We start from the raw sequence: 21,618 nt of genomic DNA on the forward strand, positions 1-21,618 counted from the left end.
ATATTAAACTGCTGATTTGCAGTAACTTGTTTGACTTTGTTAGGATAACGTTTTCCATTGTTTTACCTGTTTACTTTCCGATGCAAAACTTTGTAAAAATATTATCTAATAAATCATCTGTCGTGATCTCACCAGTAATCAATCCTAGCTCATAAAGCGCTCTTCTTATGTCCGCGGCCAGCCAATCGCCGGTGAGGCCGTTATCCAGCCCTTGCAGTACTTCCAATAAGGCATTTGAAGTTTTTTGGAGGCTTTGGAAGTGGCGGAGGTTGGTAACGATGGTTCGGTCACCGGTGATGGCCTCGTTGGCGTGTACCTGTTCCAGTAGCGTCTGTTGCAGCTCATCTAAGCCAGCCTTAGTGCCTGCCGATAGAAAAATCAGATGTTCGAACTCCTGAAACTGAGCCAACTGTTCGGGGGTGGCCAAATCTTGTTTATTGCCCAGGAGCAAATATGGCACCTGGGGCAGTTGCAAAGCTTCTAACTCGGCTTTAAGTTCAGCAGGAGAGGTGGAGGTGACATCGAACAGATACAGCACCAATGATGCTTTTTGTAGTTGCTGTTTTGTGCGTGCCACGCCAATGGCTTCCACGGTGTCAAGTGTTTCGCGGAGGCCGGCGGTGTCAATGAATCGGAAGCGGAGGCCGCCAATTATAGCCTCATCCTCAATTACGTCGCGGGTGGTGCCAGGAATATCAGAGACAATGGCTTTTTCCTCGTTCAGCAGGGCATTGAGTAGGGTAGACTTTCCTGCGTTGGGCTTACCGGCAATCACAGTTGGTACTCCATTTTTTAATACGTTGCCCATTTCAAAAGACCGCAGCAAATCCGTCACCAGCCGCTGCAGTTGGGTGATGAGGTTGCGCAGGGCGGAGCGGTCGGCAAACTCCACGTCTTCCTCGCTGAAATCAAGCTCCAGTTCAATCATTGACGCGAAGTGAATGAGCTGTGCCCGCAGCGCCTTTATTTCCTGAGAGAATCCGCCGCGCATCTGGTTCATGGCCACTTGGTGCGTGAGGGCAGAGTCGGAGGCAATTAAATCGGCCACGGCCTCGGCCTGGGCTAAATCAAACTGGCCGTTCAAAAAGGCGCGTTTGGTGAACTCACCTGCCTCGGCTAGGCGTGCTCCTTGGCGCAGGAACAGCTTTATAAGTTGCTCCGTAATGTATGGCGACCCGTGGCAGGAAACTTCTACCACATCTTCTTTAGTATAAGATGCGGGGCCTTTGAACAGCGAAACCACCACTTCATCCAAAATTTTTTCCCCGTCCCGAATGGTGCCGAAGTGCAGCGTGTGCGACGCCTGCTTCTCCAGATTCTTACCTTTGAAAACGCCATTTACCATAGAAATGGCTTCAGGTCCGGACAAGCGGATAATGGCAATGGCACCGTGTCCTGAAGCCGTGGCCAGCGCAATAATGGTGTCTTTGGAAAGGGTAGAAGGTATCAAAACAAATGAGGTTCTAACGTAAAAGCCGTTTTAGGCCTGATTTTGCAAATTTAGACTAAAAACGGCAGAAAAGCTGAATTGCTTCTTGGTCTGATGAAGCAGGTAAGGAAGTAGAAAGGCTACTTCTGTGTAGCAATGTATTCCAAGCCTTGCAAGAAATCTTTAGGGGGAATATAACCAGCCACGCGCTGCATGACTTGCTGCTGTTCGTTCAGAAAAACCGTAGACGGATAACTCAGCTCCCCTTGTAATAGTGCCACCGCCAGCTCATGCGCTTTGTATTCCGGCTTAAAGCGGTAAGTGGTGCCGTTTATAGTAATAGGCTGCCGCGATTCTGCATTCAGTTTCACCACGTAAAAATCACGGTTAAGTTTGTCTACCACTGCTACGTTCTGGTACACCTGCTTATCCATTTTCTTACAGTAGCCGCACCAGTCAGTGTAAACGTCAATCAGAATCTTCTTCGGGTGCTGCTTACTTTTCACCAGCGCCTCTTCCAGCGTGAGCCACTGCAGGGCAGGCTTATTATCCAAATTTGCCAATTCTGCTTCCGATGAATTTTCCCGAAAGGTCATTCCACCAGAAGTAAATAGAACCAGTAAAAGGAAAAAAAGAATTCGCATTGGCTTTAGGTCGATATATCTATTTAAACAGCGCCTAGGAAAGTAGGTTCCATTAAAGTTGCAGCTGCACTATATACTTCTATAAGTACGTAAAGCAGGAGTAGGTATTGTATTGAGCATCAGGGGATATTTTGATTGGTTTTACTAAAATCAGGGCAAAAAGACTTGCACAAAAAACCTTGATGCGTATTCTAGACCTGCGATTGTCTGAGCCAGTAGCCAATGGTAACACTGTAATGCTAATCAGGAGATTGGCTATTCAGCAGTGCGTAGAGCGCTAGGCTTACTCTCCGCACAACACTACATAAATAAAGGCAGTGGCTTAAGCTGAAGCAGGCTGTGGCGTAGTCACAACTAAATGCCGTCTTCTTGACACCAACCCATGTGTGGGTGAAAACACAAAGGCCAACAGGAACTCCAAACCAATAATGACTGAAATAGCACCGGCCACTGATCCATCCAGCCATAGCGCCAGGTAATAACCGGCAAAAGAAGCCACAACGCCAAACACGGCGGAAAGTATCAGCATGACCTTGAGTTGGTCTGTAAGCAGGTAAGCAGTAGCGGCAGGTCCTACCATCAAGGCCACCACCAAAATGGCCCCCACTGATTCAAACGAAGCCACGGTAGTGAGTGAAACAGCACCCATGAGCAGGTAGTACCACAATGAAGTTGAAATCCCAATGGCGGCGGCAAATGCAGGATCAAAGGAAGTGAGGTACAGCTGCCGGTAAAACAGTGTTATAAAAGCCAAAATAACCAATGTCACGCCCGCCATCATCCAGACGGTGCGGGGACCAAGGGATAGTCCCGATTCAGTTATCCAAGTATCTAAGGGCACATAGGCAATTTCGCCGTACAGCACGCAGTCCTGGTCTAAATCTACCTGTCCCGCATAAACAGTAATCAGAATTATGCCCAGCGCGAAGAGCCAGGTAAAGGTAACACCAATAGAGGCATCGGCTGGAACTCGGGCTTTCTTGTGGAAGAACTCAATCAGGAAAGTACAGACCACGCCCAAGGCTGCGGCGCCAAAGAGCATAGACCAGACTTCGCGGGTGCCGCTGAACAGAAAAGCCAACACAATACCCGGCAGCACGGCGTGCGATATGGCATCGCCCACCATGGCCATGCGGCGCAGAATCAGGAAGCAGCCCAGTAAACCGCTGCTGATTGCCACCAATGACCCAGTCATTATTATCCAGAATGCATCTAGGTTCATGGTTGTTGCGGAATAATGGTTTGGTGCGGGTCTTGTGTAGGGTAGTCCAGGAGTTCCTCAAGGCGGCGCTCCAGCTCAGGTGTAAGCACATGTTCAATAGATTCGGCATCTTCATGCACGTGGTCTGAGGCCACTTGAAGGTACTGCGTGAGGTACAACTCCCAGAGCCGGTGCAATCGCACTACCCGCTGCGCCTCTTTCTTGCCAGCATCGGTTAAAGCCCAGCCTTGGCTGCTCTTGGTCACCAGCCCCTGCCGACGGAGTACCAGCAATCCTTCCTTCATCCGGAGCAAGGGCAGTTCACGGCGGTCACGAATTTGCTTGTTTGAGTAGCTGTGGCTGTAGTTATCCTGCGCCTCGCCCAAGAGAAACAAAGTTTTTAGAATATTCTCACGCATCATCTGGCGGCGCACTTTACGCTGTAGCAGCAACCGGGCAGCCAGTCCAGTTTTAGGCGCTAAGACGAAGGAGAAGATGGCCAGAAGCGAAAGCAGCATCACTATCCAAGGTCCGGTGGGCATGGCGGGGGCGGTGTAGGAGACAAATGCCCCGGCCGCTCCGCAGAAGGCACTCATAGCCGCCGCAATGACCACCATCACACCTAAGCGGTCGGTCCAGAAACGGGCGGCGGCGGCAGGTGTAATGAGCATGGCGCTCATGAGTACTACGCCCACGCTCTGAATGCCCACTACCACTGCCAAAACAGTTAAGGTAGTAAGCAGCAGTTCCAGCCCCCGTACTGGCAACCCAATGGTGCGAGCATACGCCACATCAAAACTGATGAGCTTGAATTCTTTGTACAGCAGCACCACGCTCAACAGCAGCAGCACCGCCACAATACCAAAGGTAACTAAATCTTGGCCCACCAAAGCAGCCGCGCTCCCGAACAGGAACTTGTCCAGCCCACTCTGGTTTTCGTTGCCTGAGTGCTGAATAGAGGTCAGGAACAGAATGCCTACCCCGAAGAAAACCGACAGCACCAGCCCAATGGCAGTGTCTTCTTTTATTCGGCTCTTGGCAGTAATAAAATCAATGACTACCAGCGAAAGCCAGCCAGTGAGAAAGGATCCCAATAACAGGATAAGTTGATTTTTTTCTCCGGTTAACATAAAGGCCAGACAAACCCCTGGGAGAACCGCGTGGGCCACGGCATCGCCTACCAAGGCGCGTTTGCGGAGCACAGTAAAGCAGCCCACTACTGCCGAACTAGCCGCCAGTAGTATAGAACCTAATGTGACGTAGCGCACATTGGCATCAGACATGCTTAAAAACTCCCACAGTGTGTTCATGGCCGAACCGGTTTTTTCTCCCGAATAGGGAAGTTCTTTTTGTGGAGCAACTCGCTTACCCGGCTAAGCTCGGTGAGGCGGCCGCCATAGGTTTTTTCCAATAGGGCAGGAGTGAGGGTTTCAGCAGTGGGGCCAGAGGCGACTAAGCGCATGTTCAACAGAATTACCCAATCAAAATAATCTTGGGCACTCTGCAGGTCATGGTGCACCACCACCACTGTTTTGCCCGCCTCGCGCATTTGCCGGAGCAGTTCAATAATAGCCGTTTCAGTAGCAATGTCTACTCCCGCGAAGGGTTCATCCATGAGGTATAAATCAGCGTCTTGGGCAAGGGCTCGGGCCAAGAATACCCGCTGCTGCTGCCCACCCGATAGCTGTGAAATCTGCCGATTAGCGAAATCCTGCATGCCTACTTTCTCCAGCGCCTCCAGGGCCTGCTGCTTCTGTTTCGCGCCGGGTCTGCTAAACAGCCCTAATTGGCCATAGGTGCCCATCATAGCCACATCCAGCGCAGAGGCCGGAAAATCCCAATCCACCGACTCCCGCTGCGGTACATAACTTACCTTTTTGCGAATCTCATCTAAAGACTTTCCGAACAATTGCACATATCCGCTGTTAAGCGGCAGCAATCCCATAATGGCTTTAATCAAAGTCGATTTTCCGGCGCCATTGGGACCTATAACTCCAACCAAAGATTTATGGGGAAGGGTCAGGTCCACATCCCACAACACTGGCTTTCGCTGGTAACTCACCGTCAAATCATGCACCTCCAATACCGGGTCTGTCACGTGTTGTATCATCTCTTTTTGTAATGATTAATGAACAATGAGTAATGATTAATAGGTAGTTAACAATGGGTATTAATAAATGAGCAGATATTAGTCATTAATCATTACTTAAGCGCTTCAACTATCTTCTGCACATTGGCTTTAACCATGCCTATGTAAGTACCTGCTGGGCCGCCTGCTTCGCCGAGTGCGTCGGAGTAGAGGTTGCCGCCAATTTTCACCTGTTGACCGCGCTGTTTACTTCCTTCCTGCACGGCTTCTATGGCTTTGTTAGAAACGGAGGTTTCTACAAACACCGCTTTTATTTTCCGCTTCGTGATGAAATCAACCAAAGAGCTCACGTCCCGCAGGCCGAATTCTGACATGGTGGAAATTCCCTGTAAACCCCGCACTTCAATGTTATAAGCGTCGCCGAAGTAGCCGAAGGCATCGTGGGCGGTAATCAAGATGCGCTGTTGGGCTGGAATAGAGGCAATCTGCTGCTTTGCCCATTGGTGCAGGCTGTCCAACTGCTGCAGGTACTTCTGGGTGTTTTGGCGATACTCTTGCGCATGAGCAGGGTCATGCTTCTGCAGTCTCTCAGACACATGCGCTACCAGCTTACTCCAGAGTTGAACATCAAACCAAACGTGCGGATCGTGGGTGTCGGGGTAATTAGGGCTGTGGCGGAGCTTGTTTTTAGGCAAGCCCTCAGCGGCGGCCCATACGGTTTGTTGCCGCGATAGCTTCTCCAGTACTTCGCCCATTTTGCCCTCCAGGTGCAGGCCGTTGTAGATGATAACATCGGCTTGCCGCAGTTTCTGCAAATCACCTAAGGCAGCCTTGTACAGGTGGGGGTCTACGCCTGAGCCCATGAGCGCTTCTACCACGGCTCGTTCACCTGCCACGTTTGCTACCGCATCTTGCAGAATTCCCGTGGTGGTGACAATGTACAGTTTCCCTTGTTGCTTAGCCAGCTCAGCAGTATCTTCCTGCGGAGTGCAGGAAGAAAACAGTAGAAACAAGCACATGAGCCATCCAAAAATTATTCGCCATTTTTGAGCTGATTTCATAAAAACAGGCCTAAAACAACTTACGGTTTAATGACAAAAATTTTTGATAAAACATCAGAAGAAAGAATGACAGTTTTGTTTCTGTTGATGTTTATTTCTAACGAGTTATCATACGCTATTTTATCCAACACTTGAAGGTGAGATCCTATTTGAATACCCACTCTGTTCAGGTACTGTAAAAAGGCTGGTTGTGAATCTTTTACCCGGCACACAATGCCTGTTTGTTCAACCTCCAAGGCTGACAGCGCTTTTTGCTCTACCTGCGGAATCTCGCCATTCTCGGTCGGGATTGGGTCTCCGTGTGGATCTACCCTAGGGTGGTTCAGGAAAGTGTCTAACCTGTTCACGAGTAACTCAGACTTCACATGTTCCATCTGTTCAGCCACCTCATGTACCTCGTCCCATGCGAAGTTAAGTTTCTGCACCAGAAAGACTTCCCATAAACGATGCTTACGGATGATCCTCAATGCAACCCTTCGGCCATCGTCGGTGAGCTGTACGCCGCGGTATTTCACGTAATGCACCAAGTCTTTGGCGCTGAGTTTGCGCAGCATGTCGCTCACCGATGCAGGCTTGGTATCTAAAGCATCTGCCAGAGCATTGGTACTCACACCGTGGGCACCGCCGCCTGACAGTTTATAGATGGCTTTGATGTAATTCTCTTCAGCGGTACTATGCATTTCCTTTTTTAACTACCAGCGGATTAAGGCTGAGGCCCAAGTAAAGCCACTACCGAAGGCGGCTAAACAAACCAAATCACCTTCTTTCACGCGTCCTTCCTCAAAAGCTTCAGAGAAAGCAATGGGTACTGAAGCAGCCGTGGTGTTTCCGTATTTCTGTATGTTGCTGAAGACTTTCTCCTCACTCAGCTGCATCTTCTGTTGAATAAACTGAATAATGCGCAAATTAGCCTGGTGTGGCACCACCAAATCAATATCGGCGGAAGTATATCCGTTCTGGTCCAAGGCCTCCATAATCACCTCCGGAAAACGGGTAACTGCATGTTTGAACACAGTGCTGCCGTTCATGTACGGGTATATAGAGCCGTTGTCAATCATTTCATGCGTCAGGCGCTCAGGCAAGTTGCTGGATGGCATGGTGGCTGCCAGTTCTTCGGCAAATTCGCCCTCTGCGTGCAAGTGGGTAGATAGAATTCCTTTGTCAAGGCTGTCAGAAGGAGTGAGTACGGCAGCACCGGCACCGTCGCCAAAAATTACTGAAACAGCGCGACCTCGGTCATTAAACTCTAGGCCTGATGAGTGAATTTCAGAGCCCACCACCAGTACATTGTTGTACATGCCAGTTTTAATGAACTGGTCGCCCAGGGAAAGGGCATAGATAAAACCGGAGCACTGGTTGCGTACGTCAAAGCAGGGAATATCTTTCAAGCCCAACTCACGCTGCAGCAACACGCCTGAGCCTGGAAAGAAATAGTCAGGACTCAGAGTAGCGAATACAATCATGTCCAGTTCCTTTGCCTCAAGTCCGGCCTGCTCCAGCGCCTTATGGGCAGCTTTAGCGGCCATGTTGGCGGTGGTGTCTTTGCCTGGTTCAAAATAACGACGCTCTTTGATGCCGGTGCGCTCCTGAATCCAGGCATCAGAGGTGTCCATGAGTTTCTCCAGGTCTGCGTTCTTCACAACCTTTTCAGGTACATAATGGCCGAGGCCAGCAATACGGGAATTTCTTAGTTGTTTTGTCATAGCTGCACAAATATACGTATGTATAAATAAAAGTTTAGGTTTGTCTAAATTTTGTTTCTGTAGCTGTTATTATGTCAGTAGCTGCCTAATTACCTGCTGCAAAACTACCTCTTCCTGCTCCCATAAAACCAGTTGTGGTGCCCCTTTTAAGTAGAACTGTTGGTTTAATAAGGTGTATGCAAAGTGTTGATCAACAGGCATTGAAAAATTTAATGATAGCCCAGAAGAATTATCTGTGATCATCGTTTCCCATAGCGGGTTTTCCTGCGCTACAATGACCAGTCCGTTTGCCTGATACTCAAATAACTTAGTAGGTATACAGCTGAATGTACTAGGGTGCGGCTGGTACGGGAGCAAACCAATGTGGTGCGTCTGCTCAAGTTCCAGAATCTGACGGTGGGGCAACAGCTCACTTCCTCCCACTAATTTTATGTACGGCAATTTGGATATCTGCTGCTGTAGTTCTTTTAAAAATGAGGCATCGGCACAGTAGCCAGCTATGGTTAACTCAGCATTCGGCACCCACTGTCGCAATTCAGATATGAACTTTACCGCCTCTAATACACCATATAGTTTGGAGATGGTACCGGAGTATAACAGGCGCAGAGGGTTCTTGTTTTTTAAAACCACAGGCATGATTCTATGCATTAGCTTTTGACCATGCGGGTGAATGTATTTATTCTGCAGCACCGTAAACCTGCTGTCCAGAAATGGCAGCTCATTGATGTAGCTTTCTTCGGCTAAGAAAAAATGATCAACCTTAGGCGCTATATTTTTTTCAATTCCCCTTATGGTATGACCAAGTATGTTGCCCAACCCGTGCCTGTAAATGTTTTGAGTTGTTAGGTTGAGGAAGTAGTTTTCCTGAACATCGTACACGAGCTTAGCTTTGTGCTGGCGGCAGTACAGCCAAGTGGTGAATAGTAATTCATGAGTGGCAACCACCACTAAATCAGGCTTCAGCTCTTTTAGTAAACGCCAGTACTTTATTTGTGCCAATAATCTTTGCGCAGACAGTCGGGGGAAGTAGAATATAGTGTGGAAGGTGATGCCGTAGGCCTCTTCTGTGGGTGGCAGGGGGGCTAAATAACCAGCCACATGAATTTCCAGCTCCGGCAGTTTTGCCAAACTTTTACCTATTTTTTCAAACAAACGGGTGTCTGTAGCAGGCTTTAGGAGGGAGGCCAGCAGAATTCGTTTTCGAATCATCGAGGTAATTTAATAATTTTGGCGTTCATACCTTCATAAAGAACAAATGAGCGATTTACGTACTACCATAGAATCTGTTTGGGAAGACCGTTCCCAATTACAGTTGGCGGCCTCACAGGAAGCTATCAGAGAAGTGATCCGTTTACTGGATAAAGGAGAGCTGCGGGTGGCTGAACCAACTGGTGGAGAGCGCTGGCAGGTGAATGAGTGGGTGAAAAAGGCGGTACTGATGTACTTCCCTATCCAGACCATGGAAATCATTGAAGCCGGTCCTTTCGAGTTTCATGACAAAATTCCGCTAAAGAGCGGTTTTGCAGAGTTGGGTGTTAGAGTTGTGCCTCATGCTTTGGCCCGCTACGGCTCCTATATCTCTAAAGGAGTAATTTTAATGCCATCTTACACTAATATAGGTGCGTACGTTGACGAGGGAACCATGGTAGATACCTGGGCTACTGTAGGTTCTTGCGCCCAAGTGGGCAAGCACGTGCACCTGAGCGGTGGCGTAGGTTTGGGAGGAGTTCTGGAGCCTGTACAGGCCGCTCCGGTAATTGTGGAAGACGGCGCTTTTATTGGTTCACGGAGTATATTAGTGGAAGGCTGCCACATAGGCAAAGAGGCCGTGATAGGAGCCAATGTTTGTATTACCGGCAGCACCAAAATTATTGACGTGACTGGCTCAGAGCCGAAGGAATACAAAGGATATGTGCCGCCAAGGTCAGTTGTAATTCCAGGTTCTTATACCAAAAACTTTCCGGCTGGCTCTTACCAAGTGCCTTGTGCCTTGATCATTGGCCAAAGGAAGGAAAGCACAGACTTGAAAACTTCATTGAATGACGCACTGCGTGAAAACGAAGTAGCTGTTTAAGAGCTGTTTTCCGGAAAAAAGCCTAAAACAGGAAGAGCCGGCAACTTTGCCGGCTCTTCCTGTTTATAATATATTGCGTCGTTCAGAGGAACGATGCTACGTCTGTTTTAGGTCTGATTTTTCAAAAATGGGCCTAAAACAGAAATACTGAAAATTGGAAGCTTGGCCATTTCCCCATTTCCAAATCCTTACATTCCCAAATTCAAGTAACAGCACATTAACAAATTAGCACATTAATTTACCTCTTCTTAAAAGTGTCGGCTACAACTAAATCTTTTGTACCGTGGCTATAGCTGTAGAAGCCTTGGCCGCTTTTCACGCCTTTGTGGCCAGCCTGCACCATATTGACTAGCAGTGGGCATGGTGCATATTTTTGGTTGCCGAAGCCATCATGCAATACACGCAGAATTGAAAGGCAAACATCTAGGCCAATGAAATCGGCGAGTTGCAGCGGCCCCATGGGGTGTGCCATGCCTAATTTCATGATAGTGTCTATCTCTTCCACACCGGCCACTCCTTCATATAAAGAGTAGATGGCCTCATTGATCATGGGCATGAGAATACGATTGGCTACAAAACCCGGATAATCGTTGGCCTCAGCAGGAATTTTGCCTAACTGCTTTGACAAGTCAACGATTTTATTTGTCACTTCATCTGATGTGGAGTAGCCTCTTATTACTTCCACCAGTTTCATGACCGGCACCGGATTCATAAAGTGCATGCCTATCACTTTATCGGGGCGTTTAGTAACGGAGGCAATCTTAGTGATAGAGATAGAGGAAGTATTGCTTGCTAAGATGCAATCTGGTTTGGTATGTTCCTCTAACTGGCGGAAAAGGTCTAGTTTGATCTCTACATTTTCAGTGGCCGCTTCTATGACCAGATCAGCATCTTGCACGCCTTCTTTTAAGTCTGTAAAAGTATTGATTCGCCCCAGCGTTTCCTTTTTCTGTTCTTCAGTGACAGTCCCTTTTGCCACCATGCGGTCCAGGTTCTTGGAGATGGTGCCCAATGCGCGGGTGAGGGAATCTTGTGAGATATCAATGAGTGAAACGGCAAAGGAGTTTTGGGCGAACACATGGGCAATGCCGTTGCCCATGGTGCCAGAACCTATGACGGCTATTTTCATAGTAGTGGAGTTAGTGTGGTTTGTTCTACAAAACTAAAACAATTCTTGTTGCCCACAATTGCAGAAATGGGGGAGGTGATAATAGTAACTGCTTGTATTATAGGTTTATAAAAATATTATATAGTTCTATATAAATCTTTTGTAATGTTGTTCCGTACAAGCAAAAACAAATTGATGGTGGCACGTTTGCTGCCTCAAAACAATAACTAAAACCTAACACAACTAAAACTATGGGAAATCTATTGTATATCATCGCGGTAGTGCTGGTGATTTTATGGCTAATCGGATTCTTAGGATTCGGAGATTCAGTGGGTAGTATCATTCACGTATTATTGGTGATAGCCGTAATTGCTGTCATCTTAAGATTGATACGCCGGGCGTAAAGCCTTTTATTCATTTGTTTCACCTCTGTTTAACAGACAACAAGTAATACCATGGGAAATTTACTGTATATCATAGCCGTAGTGCTGGTAATACTTTGGCTCATTGGGTTCCTGGGCTTTGGAGATTCAGTGGGTAGTATTATACACGTACTATTAGTTATCGCCATTATAGCAGTTCTGCTTAGATTAATAAGGGGATAGCATTGGTTGTATAAAAAAAGAGGGCGCTACCGAAATGGTAGCGCCCTCTTTGCGTTTATAGCTTATTTTTTTGAAAACAGTTTATAACTACAAGGCTACAGCCTTTACGCCATACATTTGGGCGCGAAGCTCTTTGATGCTGCTGTCGGTCAAATAATCATCATAGGTCATGCGCTTGTCAATGATGCCGCTAGGGGTCAGTTCTAAGATGCGGTTGGCAATGGTGTCTACAAACTGCAAGTCATGAGAACTGAACAACAAAGACCCTTGGAATTCTTTCAAGCCATTGTTCAGAGCGGTGATTGACTCCAGGTCCAAGTGGTTGGTTGGCTCATCCAACACCAGCATGTTTCCGCTTTGCAGCATCATGCGCGACAGCATGCAACGCACTTTCTCGCCACCAGATAAGACACTTGCTTTCTTCAAAGATTCTTCACCAGAGAAAAGCATACGTCCCAGGAACCCGCGGATAAAACTCTCGTCTTTCTCAACTGAAAACTGACGTAGCCAGTCAACCAGATTTTCATCAGTGTTGAAAAACTCACTGTTGTCTTTCGGGAAGTAAGCGGTGGTGATAGTGGTACCCCACTTGAATTCTCCTTTGTCTGCCTTAGCCTCATCCATTATTATCTTGAAGAAGGTAGTGGCAGCTAGGTCATTGCGACTGATAACGGCAATCTTGTCGTTCTTGTCCATCATGAAGGTGACATCTTTGAAGATGACTCCTTCTTCGTTGCTCTTGGTTAAGCCATCAACCTGTAGTAACTGATTTCCCGCCTCACGCTCTTGTTTGAACTGAATGTATGGGTAGCGACGGCTAGACGGTTTGATGTCGTCAACGGTTAGTTTCTCCAGTAATTTAGCTCTAGAGGTGGCCTGCTTTGACTTTGAGGCGTTCGCGCTAAATCGGGCAATGAACGCCTGCAATTCTTTGCGTTTGTCTTCGGTCTTTTTGTTCGCGTCTGAGCGTTGCTTTAAAGCTAGTTGACTTGACTCATACCAGAACGAGTAGTTACCAGCATATAACTGAATTTTGCCAAAGTCAATGTCAGCCACGTGCGTACAAACGGCGTCTAAGAAGTGACGGTCGTGCGATACTACTATTACTGTATTCTGGAAGTTGTCCAGGAAATTCTCTAACCACATAATAGACTCAGCATCCAGGTGGTTGGTAGGCTCATCGAGCAGTAGAATGTCAGGGTTTCCGAACAAAGCCTGGGCTAAGAGCACGCGAATCTTCTCATTACCACCCAAATCTTTCATGAGCGTGTAGTGTAGATCGGGCTGTATGCCAAGGCCGCTCAATAATTCACCGGCTTCATATTCAGCATTCCAGCCTTCCATGTCGGCAAATTCAGCCTCTAATTCAGAGGCGCGCATGCCGTCTGCTTCAGAGAAATCTTCTTTAGCGTAAATGGCATCTTTTTCGGTCATTATCTCATAGAGCCTTTTATGGCCCATGATTACCGTTTGTAACACCGGGTACTCATCATACTCATAATGGTTCTGCTTTAGCACCGCCAGACGGGCTTTGGCAGGAATATCTACCGTTCCTGTGTTAGGGTCTATTTCACCGGATAATATTTTAAGAAAAGTGGATTTGCCGGCTCCGTTGGCTCCAATGAGGCCATAGCAGTTGCCAGGAGAAAACTTTATTGTAACGTCTTCAAACAGGGTGCGCTTTCCGTATCTAAGACTAACGTTGCTGGTGCTGATCATGTAATGCTAAATATCTTGTTTTGGGTATGCTGGCGCAAAGGTATCAAAAGAACTTAAAACAGCCTATTTCAGCTTATGTGTTCTGCCTCTCCTTGCAAAGCCTTATAATCAGACAATCAAAAGCTTAAATGAGTTCAGAAGAATTTCATGGCAGCCAAGTGCCTCAATTGAGGAATTTTTGTTATAAAATTTTGCCAAAAGGCACAACACCAGTTCAAATATTCAAGTATATGATAAATCATATCTAATATGATAAAAGGAGAGGGTGAGAGATCTCCTTATTTGAAATAGACGTAAACATAATAAAACTAGAAAATGGAACAACGTAGAGTAACGGTACAGAGAACAGGTACCTATTATGGAATCATGACAGGTATTGCGGCTGTTATCTATATGGCAATTGTGAAGATGATAGGCCAAATGGAAAATTCCACCTTTCACTTTTTGACCGGAGTGATTTTGGTTGTTGGGGTGGTCTGGGCAATCAAAGGGCATAAAGAACGCCTGAACGGACGCATCAAATATTTAGAGGGAATAGGCGTGGCCTTTTTTGTGGGGCTGGTATCCTCAGTGATTTTTACCATAGTCCAGGTATTGGTAGACTCACTCTTTGATATGGCGTACAGCTACCCGTATTATGCTGACAATGGGGCTGAAGACTCCAGTGCCATTGCCTTAATAGCTATCACCTGGATCATATTTGGAATAGTGGTAGGCCCTTTCGTGGGTTACTTGGCTATGCAATATTTTAAATCACCTGACCATAAATTAACAGATTGATTTATCTTATTTTTAATATTAGAGGCCTGAAGCTTACGCTTCAGGCTTTTTTTGTGTCTGTGTGTGTACTCTCTTCTGCCTTTGCATTACTGGTACAAGAACAATACTTAAGAGGCTTTCTCTACATCTCCACTTATTATATGTGCTGCTAATCCTCTGTTGCTCTTCTGTATTCAGCTTCAGCATAACCTATATCTACTGATAATCTTTAGCCTATTATGCAAAATGGGTGTAAAGGTGTGATATTATCATATGGATGAGGCAAGTCTTTTGACTCATTTAATATGAATATATAAATTATTGTCTTTGTTTTGTCTATAGCTGGCTGATGTATATAATTCAATAAAGTATTATAAAATGAAATCATAAGTTATTTTATTAGTCATGTAACTAGTTGATTAATATATAATTAATAAATAATAAATATAAATAATCATATTATAATATTATTAAAGTTTAATTTATTGTAAAGTAATGCAATTTATATTATAAAATAAGTGCAATAAAAAAATATTAAATTTCCTATAACCTTTAAATTTTAATGCCCGTTTAAGAAGGTATAAACAGGAACAGAAAATGAAGAACAACTACTTTAAGCGTCAGAACATTATGAAAAAGTTAATCTTATCCGCCTTCTTATTTAGTGCCTTTTACACCGCACAAGCTCAAACAGAATTAACAGGTGCTGCAGCGGCTAGCCGTGCTAATCTTGCCACAATGAGCGCGACAGAAATGACACGACAAATGTACAACGACCTTGAGTTGAACGAAGGTCAGTATATAAAATTGAAAGCTTTAAACCAGTCTAGAATTGACCGGTATAATGAAATTCAGAGAATGTACTCTAATGACACGCAAATGCGTGATGCCAAAATGAGAGAGGTAAATGAGCAAATAGATAAAGAATACGCTCAGATACTTACTCCTAAACAATTCACCGCTTATCTTGAAAATGAAGGCCGCCTACCCGAGGGAGCTGCTGGATCTTCAGAAACTAACCGGTCAAGCACTAATGCGTCAGCTGGTTCAGCGGAATCTGAAATAATAATGGAAAAAGGTAACTCCTCTCAAGATTCAATGAGAGTGAAAGATGATAAAAGAAAACAAAAGTCTAAAAAGAACAACAAGCATTAAGATTTGACGCTTGCCTAGAAAGCCGTTCCCTTATTTGGGGGAATGGCTTTCTTTTTTCTACTCTTCCAGAATATTTGATTCTATTACAGTGCCCAAGGCGTCAATACGTACAGCCAAAGCAGCAACATCTCCTGCTCCTGACGGGTTTGCACATTTAGGGCCAGGATTAATGTAGTAGATATAAATCTTGTTGCTTTTCTGCAGTAACTCCTCGGTGTCTGGTTTACCTAGCAATGATCGGATAGCATGTTCTTTTAAGCCAATAAGCTGCAGGCGGATTTCTTCCACCTGAGGCTTTAATTCTTTTCTACTGCCTTTGCATCCGCTCAAATCGTTTTTCCACAGTTCAGAGTCAAATTTTATGTTAGAAGTGTCAGTTGTGCAGCTAACAGAGCCAAAAAAAATGAAGCAGCATGCAAAAACAAGGGGCAAGTGCTTTAAAAGTGCTTTAATTGCCATAAAACGCAATATTTAAAAGAGTTAGATCGTAACTTTAAAGTCTGCAGTCGTTAAAATATAAGAAGTGCAGCGGTTTTATTAACTACTTAGGGAACAAAGGTAAAACTACAGTAGTTATAAATGTGGAAGTTGTAGTGAAAATAGAATAGACCAGTAAAGATATACGATATGAATAGATTAATTCTAGCCCTTTCGGTCCTGACCACCCTGTCCTTTGTGTCTCCGGCAACAAGTGATCCTTCAGAATATGTGTCTGCTCCTGAGCCTACTCCCGTTGAAGTGGCCTCTTTAGTTTCAGAAACTGTAGTGACTCCGGCTATGGCTTTTGATATTCATTTAGAAGAGCTTTATGAAGATGCTGAACTTGAGGCGGCCGGTCTTAATTTTGATTTGTTTGCCAAAGCGGCAACTGGCTTTTATAATTTGAAAGAACAGCACAAAATTAAAAGTGATAAAAATGTTTTATCTATTGTGAATTTTGGACTGTCAAGCAACAAGAAGAGACTTTGGGTGATAGACTTAGACAAAAAAGAAGTGCTTTTTAAAACTCATGTAGCGCATGGGCGTGGGTCTGGCAATGAGAAGGCAGTTAATTTTTCAAATATAGAGAACTCTCATATGAGCAGCCTGGGTTTCTACGTTACTGAAAATACCTATTATGGAAGCCACGGATTATCCTTAAGGCTAGAGGGCTTAGATCCTAATTTCAATTCTAAAGCCAAGCAAAGAGCTATAGTGGTGCATGGTGCTGATTATGTGAGCGAAGCCTTTATCAAGCAGCATGGCCGTTTAGGGCGTAGCCACGGTTGCCCAGCTCTTCCTCAGGAACTTTCTCCTGAAATCATACAAACTATCAAAGACGGCACATGCTTATATATTGATGCTCCGTCTAAAGAATACAAGTCAGCTTATTTAGACACTAATTCTGCCGTAAAAACTTTTCAGGCTTCCTTAGCGCAAAGCCAACCTACTATATAAACATTATTCATGTTAGTTATAAAGCACAAAGCCAGCCCCTAGGGGGCTGCTTTGTGCTTTATAACGGTTTAATAGGCTAGGCGTTGTCTCGGGTAGTTTTTACAAGGCTTATGCCTGTGAACAAGAAGATAAGTCCAACAACAAAGGGTACAGCAGCAGAAAACTGGTTCATTGAAATATTTCCTACAGAATCGCCGCCGGCCAAGAAAGCATAGGCTCCCCAAATTACGCCCACAATCCCTAGGACTGTTAAAATGGCGCCGAATGTTCTTTTAAGGTTCATGTTCTTTCGTTTTAGTTTTAACCGTACTAAGTACGATACGTCTCTTACGTAAGTGCAATATAAAAAGATATAGATACTTGTTTGTTTTATGAAATTTGACAGGTGGTGATTATGTGTGATCATTATATAATGAGCTGTGTCTTAAATAAATAAAGCTAAAATTATGTTTAAGATTTCCGGTTTAAATTTTAGATAGTTAAAAGTAATTGTTGTAATAGTATAAATTTCAGATAATGATGTTTACTGTTTAAACAATGATTGTCACCATCACCAATTTATGCTCATTTTAACTGTACTTGAATAAATTCCAGTAAAAAAGAATTAGAGGCACAAGAAGAAACTCGGGTTACTTCTTGTATATATTAGCGTATAAGCCGCAATAGGTAAGCAGATAATACTTATGTAAATCTGTTTTAAACCTGTTTTTTGAAAATTAAGCCCAAAACCACTTAGAGGGTACCGTTGAACCATGGCTAAGATACTTTTTGCTATAAACCCAATAGCTGGAGACATTGATAAAGAGGAGCTAGAGCAAGATATGTTTATCTTCTGCCAGCGGCAAAAGGTGGAGTCTATCTTTTTTAAAACAACGGGACAGAAAGATGAAGAGCGCCTGCGGGAGCACATAGATTCTTTTCAACCTGATATAGTAGTGGCCGTTGGGGGAGATGGTACTGTAAACATGGTGGCTAAACTTCTAATTAACACCGCTATGGCATTAGCCATTATTCCGCAAGGTTCAGGTAACGGACTGTCTAAAGATCTGGATATACCGCAGGATTTTATTGAAGCCCTTGAGGTGATAAATCATTACAAAATAAAATCAATAGATACGCTGCTCGTGAATGAGGAGCCTTCCATCCATTTATGTGATCTAGGATTTAATGCGCTGGTGGTAAAGCAATTTAATGAAGGAGATACCCGTGGCCCCGGCGCTTATGCCTGGATTGCTTTACAGCAATTTATGGCCTATGAGCCCAAGAAGTATACAGTTCTGATAGAAGGGAAAGAGGTTTTTTCAGGTGAGGCATTCATGGTAACTGTTACAAACGCGAAGGCATTTGGAAGTAATGCGGCTATCAATCCTAACGGAGTGATTAATGACGGCTTGTTCGAGATATTTATACTGAAACCATTCCCCAAGACTGCCAGCTTGGGTATTCTATATCAGATGTATACCGAGAATATAGATGAAAGTGAATTTACCCAAAAGTTTAGCTGTCAGGAAGCAACTATCATCAATCATTGCCGTGAAGTCTGCCACATAGACGGAGAGCCTGTACCTTGTTCAGAGGTAATTCATTTCAAGGTGTTGCCGAGCAGCCTTAAAGTAGTTTTGCCTGCAGAGTAACTATGGAATGGGCCTATGTTTTGTAGAGGCACTTCTGAAATGCTATAATCGTTTTTTTTGGAGTCTCCTCTGAGGGTTCTAAAACGCGGAGCCATACAGAACCATCTTGATAATGGTCTAAGACCATGAAGCCTTTGTTTTCGTGACTGAAGGTTGCTTTGCCGCCCTTCGCTACAAAATTGGTTTTGCTGCCAGATCCGCTGACTGCGTAGTGGCCTCCTTTTACCTGAAAGTACTGCAGATTATGATCATGGCCGCCCACATAGAAGAAATTTGAGTACTGGTGAAGTAACTTAAGTATTTTCTTCCTAAAACGCTTAAATGGCGGGAAAGACATATCTTCTGTAGCTCCAATGTATTTACGGTACAACCTAAACGCCAAGCCGGCCATGGGCAACGGCAACATAGCCTTTTTATTGATGAAGGTTAGCGGAAAGAGTTGCTGCTTTACAGTGAATTTACCACCGTGCAGAGCGTTGCTATACAATGGATGATGGGCGGCAATGATTACAAAGCGATGCTTGTTCTTTTCCAGAAGCAGTTGTAATGCAGAGAAGAACGCTTCGGGATTAGTCTCTTCCTGGTCCGGATACAGGCGGCGGGGCTTTTCTCCTTTTTGAACCCACCATTGTGTATTGATGACAATGAGCAGCAAATGGTCATTGATTTCAAGGGGCACAGGACCTAATGTGGCATTTTTTGGTAAAAAAGCTAAAGGATCATTAAGAGCCTCGCAAATAGTTCGCTCTTGCCGAAGGGCATACGTCAATCCGTTTCTGCGCCCTTTGTTCCAGTCATGATTTCCGCCAAGGTACACCACTTTGCCCTCGTAGCTTTTAAAGAGCTCTAGCTGGTAATATAGTTTTTGTAAGGCATTCTGATGGTGACGATGCCCCTCTGGCGGAAGACCAACCGGATATATATTATCTCCCAGAAAAACTATAGTGCTTTTAGCGCCTTCTGTGTCTAGCCAGTCTTTGATTGACTGCATCACGCTGTCGGTCTCTACAGGGCCGGCATTTCCTATATCGCCCACTAAGGCTACAGAGTGTATTCTACTTTCAGTAGGAGGGGGCTGAATGGTTCGCCACCCAATATCAGCCAGACCATAAAAAGGTTTCTTTCGGTACTTACGCTCCCGCAGGTAGGACCAAACGGTGTATGCTGTGAACAGAACAAAAAAAGTCAGCGCAAGTTTTAGAATCATGATGTGGTGTTAGGCCTGGCTGCTCTTAGAAACTTCTGTAACATCTAATCTTTAAAATAGAGTGTATGTTCTTTCTAAGATACCTACTTCTTAATACTGCATAAAAAGTTTAAAAGTTTGGAGGAGTCAAATTCTTAAAATGGCCGTTCAGCTTAACCCGTTCCTTTAGCTTTTCTGTTTGCTGCACAACAGGCAAAATCTGCTGCAGATGAGATAAAATTATTTCTAACCGCTCGCTTTCTTTTAGACATTGCAGTAAGGCATATTCCTGCTCCAAGGTAAATCCTATGTGGTGGGCTATGTCATACGACCTGAAGTTGTCACCAAGCTTCAGCATAAGCGACTGAATGCTTAGAGCGCTGTAAAGTTCCTGTAGCATTTCCTTTACTTGTAAATGCTGCCATTCTGCATTGTCTTGCTCAGGTGTGAGATCTTCAATTTCACCGGAAGGGTACAGTCTGTCTGGGGCCTGACGCTGGAAATCTTTGATTTTGAAAATGCCAAGTCCTTGGGTTTTTACATCCATCTCCCCGCCTGGGTATTTTTTCTCTATACCTAACAGCTTTATTTCTGTACCGTACTCACCAATGCCGCTGTTCAGGTATACCGGAATACCAAAAGTGGTGCCATTGGTATGGCTCTCTGTTATGAGCTGGCGGTAACGCATCTCAAAAATATGGATGTTCAATTTCTCTCCAGGATAAACAACAATGTTAAGGGGGAAAAGAGGCAGAAATCTGCTCATATGTAAAAAGGCAAGGTAGAGGCCACTAATTTATAATTATCAACTACACGCTGCCACTATTTGTTTATTTTTGTGGCTCCGGAAGTAAAGTTATAATATCTTATAAACTGGTTTTTAGGATGATATGACTCTGTTTTAGAGTTGTTTTCAGAAAAATGGCTCTAAAACAGAAATAACTGAGCATTTCTGGTTCTGAATAAAAAATTAAAGTAAAAAACTGTAGAAACTAGGTCAGGCATGTCAGGCAAGCAAATCAATTTTACTTTTAAAGAAGTTCTCAGGGTATTCTGGAAGCTTTGCCTGAGCCTTTTTTTGATTTCTATTCTATGGGTATTGGCCTATCGTTGGCTAGATCCACCGGTCACGTTGCACATGCTGAGCAAACGGTCAGAACCTTCGCCAAAGACAGAGCAGGTAGAGGTAATTCAATATAAGTTTGTAGAGTTAGAAGATATGTCGCTACAGCTTCCGTTGGCTGCTATTGCTGCAGAAGACCAACTGTTTCTGGTGCATAGCGGGTTCGATTTTGAGGCTATAAAGAAGGCATTTCAAACCAACATGTCCGGAAAAAAAACAGTAGGGGGCAGCACCATTAGTCAGCAGGTAGCAAAAAATGTTTTTCTGTGGCACGGGCGTAGCTATGTTAGAAAAGGCGTTGAAATGTATTTTACTTTTCTCATAGAACTGCTGTGGGGGAAAGAGCGGATAATGGAGGTTTACTTGAATATTGCTGAAATGGGAGACCATATTTTTGGCGTACACGCTGCCAGCAAGAAGTTCTTTAACATAACCCCAGATAAAGTAGGCCGGCAGCAGGCGGCTTTGTTGGCAGCGGTGTTGCCTAACCCAATTAAATTTTCTGCGGCAAAACCCTCTGGCTATACCTTGCGCCGTCGCAGGAACATTGTGCGCAACATGAACCGACTTGGCGGTACTGATTATATAAAAACTTGGATGAAATGAGAAACAGTGCCTATCTGACCGCCGTATGCCATGTTCTTCTCCCGGCTTTTTTCTTGTTGGTTAGCCAAAGTTGTAGTCCTAAGTT

The 21,618-nt window shown here is 44.7% G+C and carries 23 protein-coding genes; 8 read left to right on the forward strand and 15 right to left on the reverse strand.

The features are described from left to right. Positions 1–70: 70 nt before the first annotated feature. From mnmE to A8O23_RS13735, 9 genes are all read right to left on the reverse strand, one after another. Positions 71–1,450, reverse strand: a complete 1,380-nt coding sequence (gene mnmE, locus A8O23_RS13695) for a tRNA uridine-5-carboxymethylaminomethyl(34) synthesis GTPase MnmE (protein WP_066622157.1) — start codon at positions 1,448–1,450, stop codon at positions 71–73. A 119-nt stretch (positions 1,451–1,569) separates the two neighbouring features. Beyond that, positions 1,570–2,073 carry a thioredoxin family protein gene (locus tag A8O23_RS13700; protein ID WP_082883054.1) on the reverse strand — a complete coding sequence of 168 codons (504 nt, stop codon included), beginning with the start codon at positions 2,071–2,073 and terminating at the stop codon, positions 1,570–1,572. 322 nt (positions 2,074–2,395) lie between these two features. Further along, positions 2,396–3,295, reverse strand: a complete 900-nt coding sequence (locus A8O23_RS13705) for a metal ABC transporter permease (RefSeq protein WP_066622165.1) — start codon at positions 3,293–3,295, stop codon at positions 2,396–2,398. After that, on the reverse strand, positions 3,292–4,584 hold the full coding sequence (locus A8O23_RS13710; RefSeq protein WP_066622170.1) for a metal ABC transporter permease: 1,293 nt from the start codon (positions 4,582–4,584) through the stop codon (positions 3,292–3,294). Before A8O23_RS13710 ends, A8O23_RS13705 begins: the two co-directional genes overlap by 4 nt. Next, on the reverse strand, positions 4,581–5,384 hold the full coding sequence (locus tag A8O23_RS13715; protein WP_066622172.1) for a metal ABC transporter ATP-binding protein: 804 nt from the start codon (positions 5,382–5,384) through the stop codon (positions 4,581–4,583). The genes A8O23_RS13710 and A8O23_RS13715 overlap by 4 nt, the downstream gene beginning before the upstream one ends. Positions 5,385–5,476: 92 nt before the next feature. After that, positions 5,477–6,424 (reverse strand): metal ABC transporter solute-binding protein, Zn/Mn family, encoded by a 948-nt coding sequence (locus tag A8O23_RS13720; RefSeq protein ID WP_066622175.1) that lies wholly within the window; start codon positions 6,422–6,424, stop codon positions 5,477–5,479. A gap of 20 nt (positions 6,425–6,444) precedes the next feature. Then, positions 6,445–7,104 carry a metal-dependent transcriptional regulator gene (locus A8O23_RS13725; RefSeq protein WP_066622176.1) on the reverse strand — a complete coding sequence of 220 codons (660 nt, stop codon included), beginning with the start codon at positions 7,102–7,104 and terminating at the stop codon, positions 6,445–6,447. A gap of 12 nt (positions 7,105–7,116) precedes the next feature. Next, positions 7,117–8,127: a 3-oxoacyl-ACP synthase III family protein gene (locus tag A8O23_RS13730; RefSeq protein WP_066622177.1), complete on the reverse strand. Its 1,011-nt coding sequence runs from the start codon at positions 8,125–8,127 to the stop codon at positions 7,117–7,119. A 69-nt stretch (positions 8,128–8,196) separates the two neighbouring features. After that, positions 8,197–9,336, reverse strand: a complete 1,140-nt coding sequence (locus A8O23_RS13735) for a glycosyltransferase family protein (RefSeq protein WP_066622179.1) — start codon at positions 9,334–9,336, stop codon at positions 8,197–8,199. A 46-nt stretch (positions 9,337–9,382) separates the two neighbouring features. On the opposite strand from A8O23_RS13735, the gene A8O23_RS13740 reads away from it, so the two are divergent. Then, on the forward strand, positions 9,383–10,201 hold the full coding sequence (locus tag A8O23_RS13740; protein ID WP_066622181.1) for a 2,3,4,5-tetrahydropyridine-2,6-dicarboxylate N-succinyltransferase: 819 nt from the start codon (positions 9,383–9,385) through the stop codon (positions 10,199–10,201). Between the two features lie 238 nt (positions 10,202–10,439). Here A8O23_RS13740 and A8O23_RS13745 read toward each other — a convergent pair whose 3' ends face one another. Then, entirely contained in the window at positions 10,440–11,330 is an 891-nt protein-coding gene (locus A8O23_RS13745) for a 3-hydroxyacyl-CoA dehydrogenase family protein (RefSeq protein ID WP_066622183.1), read from the reverse strand. Between the two features lie 230 nt (positions 11,331–11,560). Between A8O23_RS13745 and A8O23_RS21465 the strand changes: the two genes are divergently transcribed. Next, complete coding sequence (locus A8O23_RS21465; protein WP_153042207.1) at positions 11,561–11,713, forward strand: lmo0937 family membrane protein; 153 nt, start codon at positions 11,561–11,563, stop codon at positions 11,711–11,713. A gap of 51 nt (positions 11,714–11,764) precedes the next feature. After that, complete coding sequence (locus A8O23_RS21470) at positions 11,765–11,914, forward strand: lmo0937 family membrane protein (RefSeq protein WP_153042208.1); 150 nt, start codon at positions 11,765–11,767, stop codon at positions 11,912–11,914. Positions 11,915–12,001: 87 nt separating this feature from the next. Here A8O23_RS21470 and A8O23_RS13750 read toward each other — a convergent pair whose 3' ends face one another. Further along, positions 12,002–13,633 carry an ABC-F family ATP-binding cassette domain-containing protein gene (locus A8O23_RS13750; RefSeq protein ID WP_066622184.1) on the reverse strand — a complete coding sequence of 544 codons (1,632 nt, stop codon included), beginning with the start codon at positions 13,631–13,633 and terminating at the stop codon, positions 12,002–12,004. A gap of 315 nt (positions 13,634–13,948) precedes the next feature. On the opposite strand from A8O23_RS13750, the gene A8O23_RS13755 reads away from it, so the two are divergent. Beyond that, on the forward strand, positions 13,949–14,413 hold the full coding sequence (locus A8O23_RS13755) for a DUF4199 domain-containing protein (protein WP_066622186.1): 465 nt from the start codon (positions 13,949–13,951) through the stop codon (positions 14,411–14,413). A 576-nt stretch (positions 14,414–14,989) separates the two neighbouring features. Beyond that, positions 14,990–15,547, forward strand: coding sequence for a hypothetical protein (locus A8O23_RS13760; protein WP_066622193.1), 558 nt, complete (start codon positions 14,990–14,992; stop codon positions 15,545–15,547). Positions 15,548–15,604: 57 nt separating this feature from the next. Here the strand turns inward: A8O23_RS13760 and A8O23_RS21475 are convergent, their stop codons facing one another. Beyond that, on the reverse strand, positions 15,605–15,835 hold the full coding sequence (locus tag A8O23_RS21475; protein WP_153042209.1) for a hypothetical protein: 231 nt from the start codon (positions 15,833–15,835) through the stop codon (positions 15,605–15,607). Between the two features lie 489 nt (positions 15,836–16,324). Here A8O23_RS21475 and A8O23_RS13770 point away from each other — a divergent pair, with 489 nt between their 5' ends. Continuing rightward, positions 16,325–16,984, forward strand: coding sequence for a murein L,D-transpeptidase catalytic domain family protein (locus tag A8O23_RS13770; protein WP_153042210.1), 660 nt, complete (start codon positions 16,325–16,327; stop codon positions 16,982–16,984). Positions 16,985–17,060: 76 nt separating this feature from the next. Here A8O23_RS13770 and A8O23_RS13775 read toward each other — a convergent pair whose 3' ends face one another. After that, complete coding sequence (locus A8O23_RS13775) at positions 17,061–17,267, reverse strand: hypothetical protein (RefSeq protein WP_066622199.1); 207 nt, start codon at positions 17,265–17,267, stop codon at positions 17,061–17,063. 469 nt (positions 17,268–17,736) lie between these two features. On the opposite strand from A8O23_RS13775, the gene A8O23_RS13780 reads away from it, so the two are divergent. Beyond that, complete coding sequence (locus A8O23_RS13780; RefSeq protein ID WP_066622201.1) at positions 17,737–18,618, forward strand: diacylglycerol/lipid kinase family protein; 882 nt, start codon at positions 17,737–17,739, stop codon at positions 18,616–18,618. A gap of 13 nt (positions 18,619–18,631) precedes the next feature. On the opposite strand, the gene A8O23_RS13785 is transcribed toward A8O23_RS13780, so the two are convergent. Together A8O23_RS13785 and A8O23_RS13790 are read right to left on the reverse strand one after the other, a co-directional pair. Then, the gene (locus A8O23_RS13785; protein ID WP_066622203.1) at positions 18,632–19,825 is read right to left on the reverse strand and encodes a metallophosphoesterase; all 1,194 of its coding nucleotides are present in this window, start codon (positions 19,823–19,825) and stop codon (positions 18,632–18,634) included. A gap of 109 nt (positions 19,826–19,934) precedes the next feature. Then, complete coding sequence (locus tag A8O23_RS13790; RefSeq protein ID WP_066622205.1) at positions 19,935–20,570, reverse strand: LON peptidase substrate-binding domain-containing protein; 636 nt, start codon at positions 20,568–20,570, stop codon at positions 19,935–19,937. 237 nt (positions 20,571–20,807) lie between these two features. Between A8O23_RS13790 and mtgA the strand changes: the two genes are divergently transcribed. After that, entirely contained in the window at positions 20,808–21,533 is a 726-nt protein-coding gene (mtgA, locus tag A8O23_RS13795) for a monofunctional biosynthetic peptidoglycan transglycosylase (RefSeq protein ID WP_066622207.1), read from the forward strand. The last annotated feature ends 85 nt before the right edge of the window (positions 21,534–21,618 follow it).

It is taken from the genome of Rufibacter roseus (assembly GCF_001647285.1).
Classification (GTDB): domain Bacteria; phylum Bacteroidota; class Bacteroidia; order Cytophagales; family Hymenobacteraceae; genus Nibribacter; species Nibribacter roseus.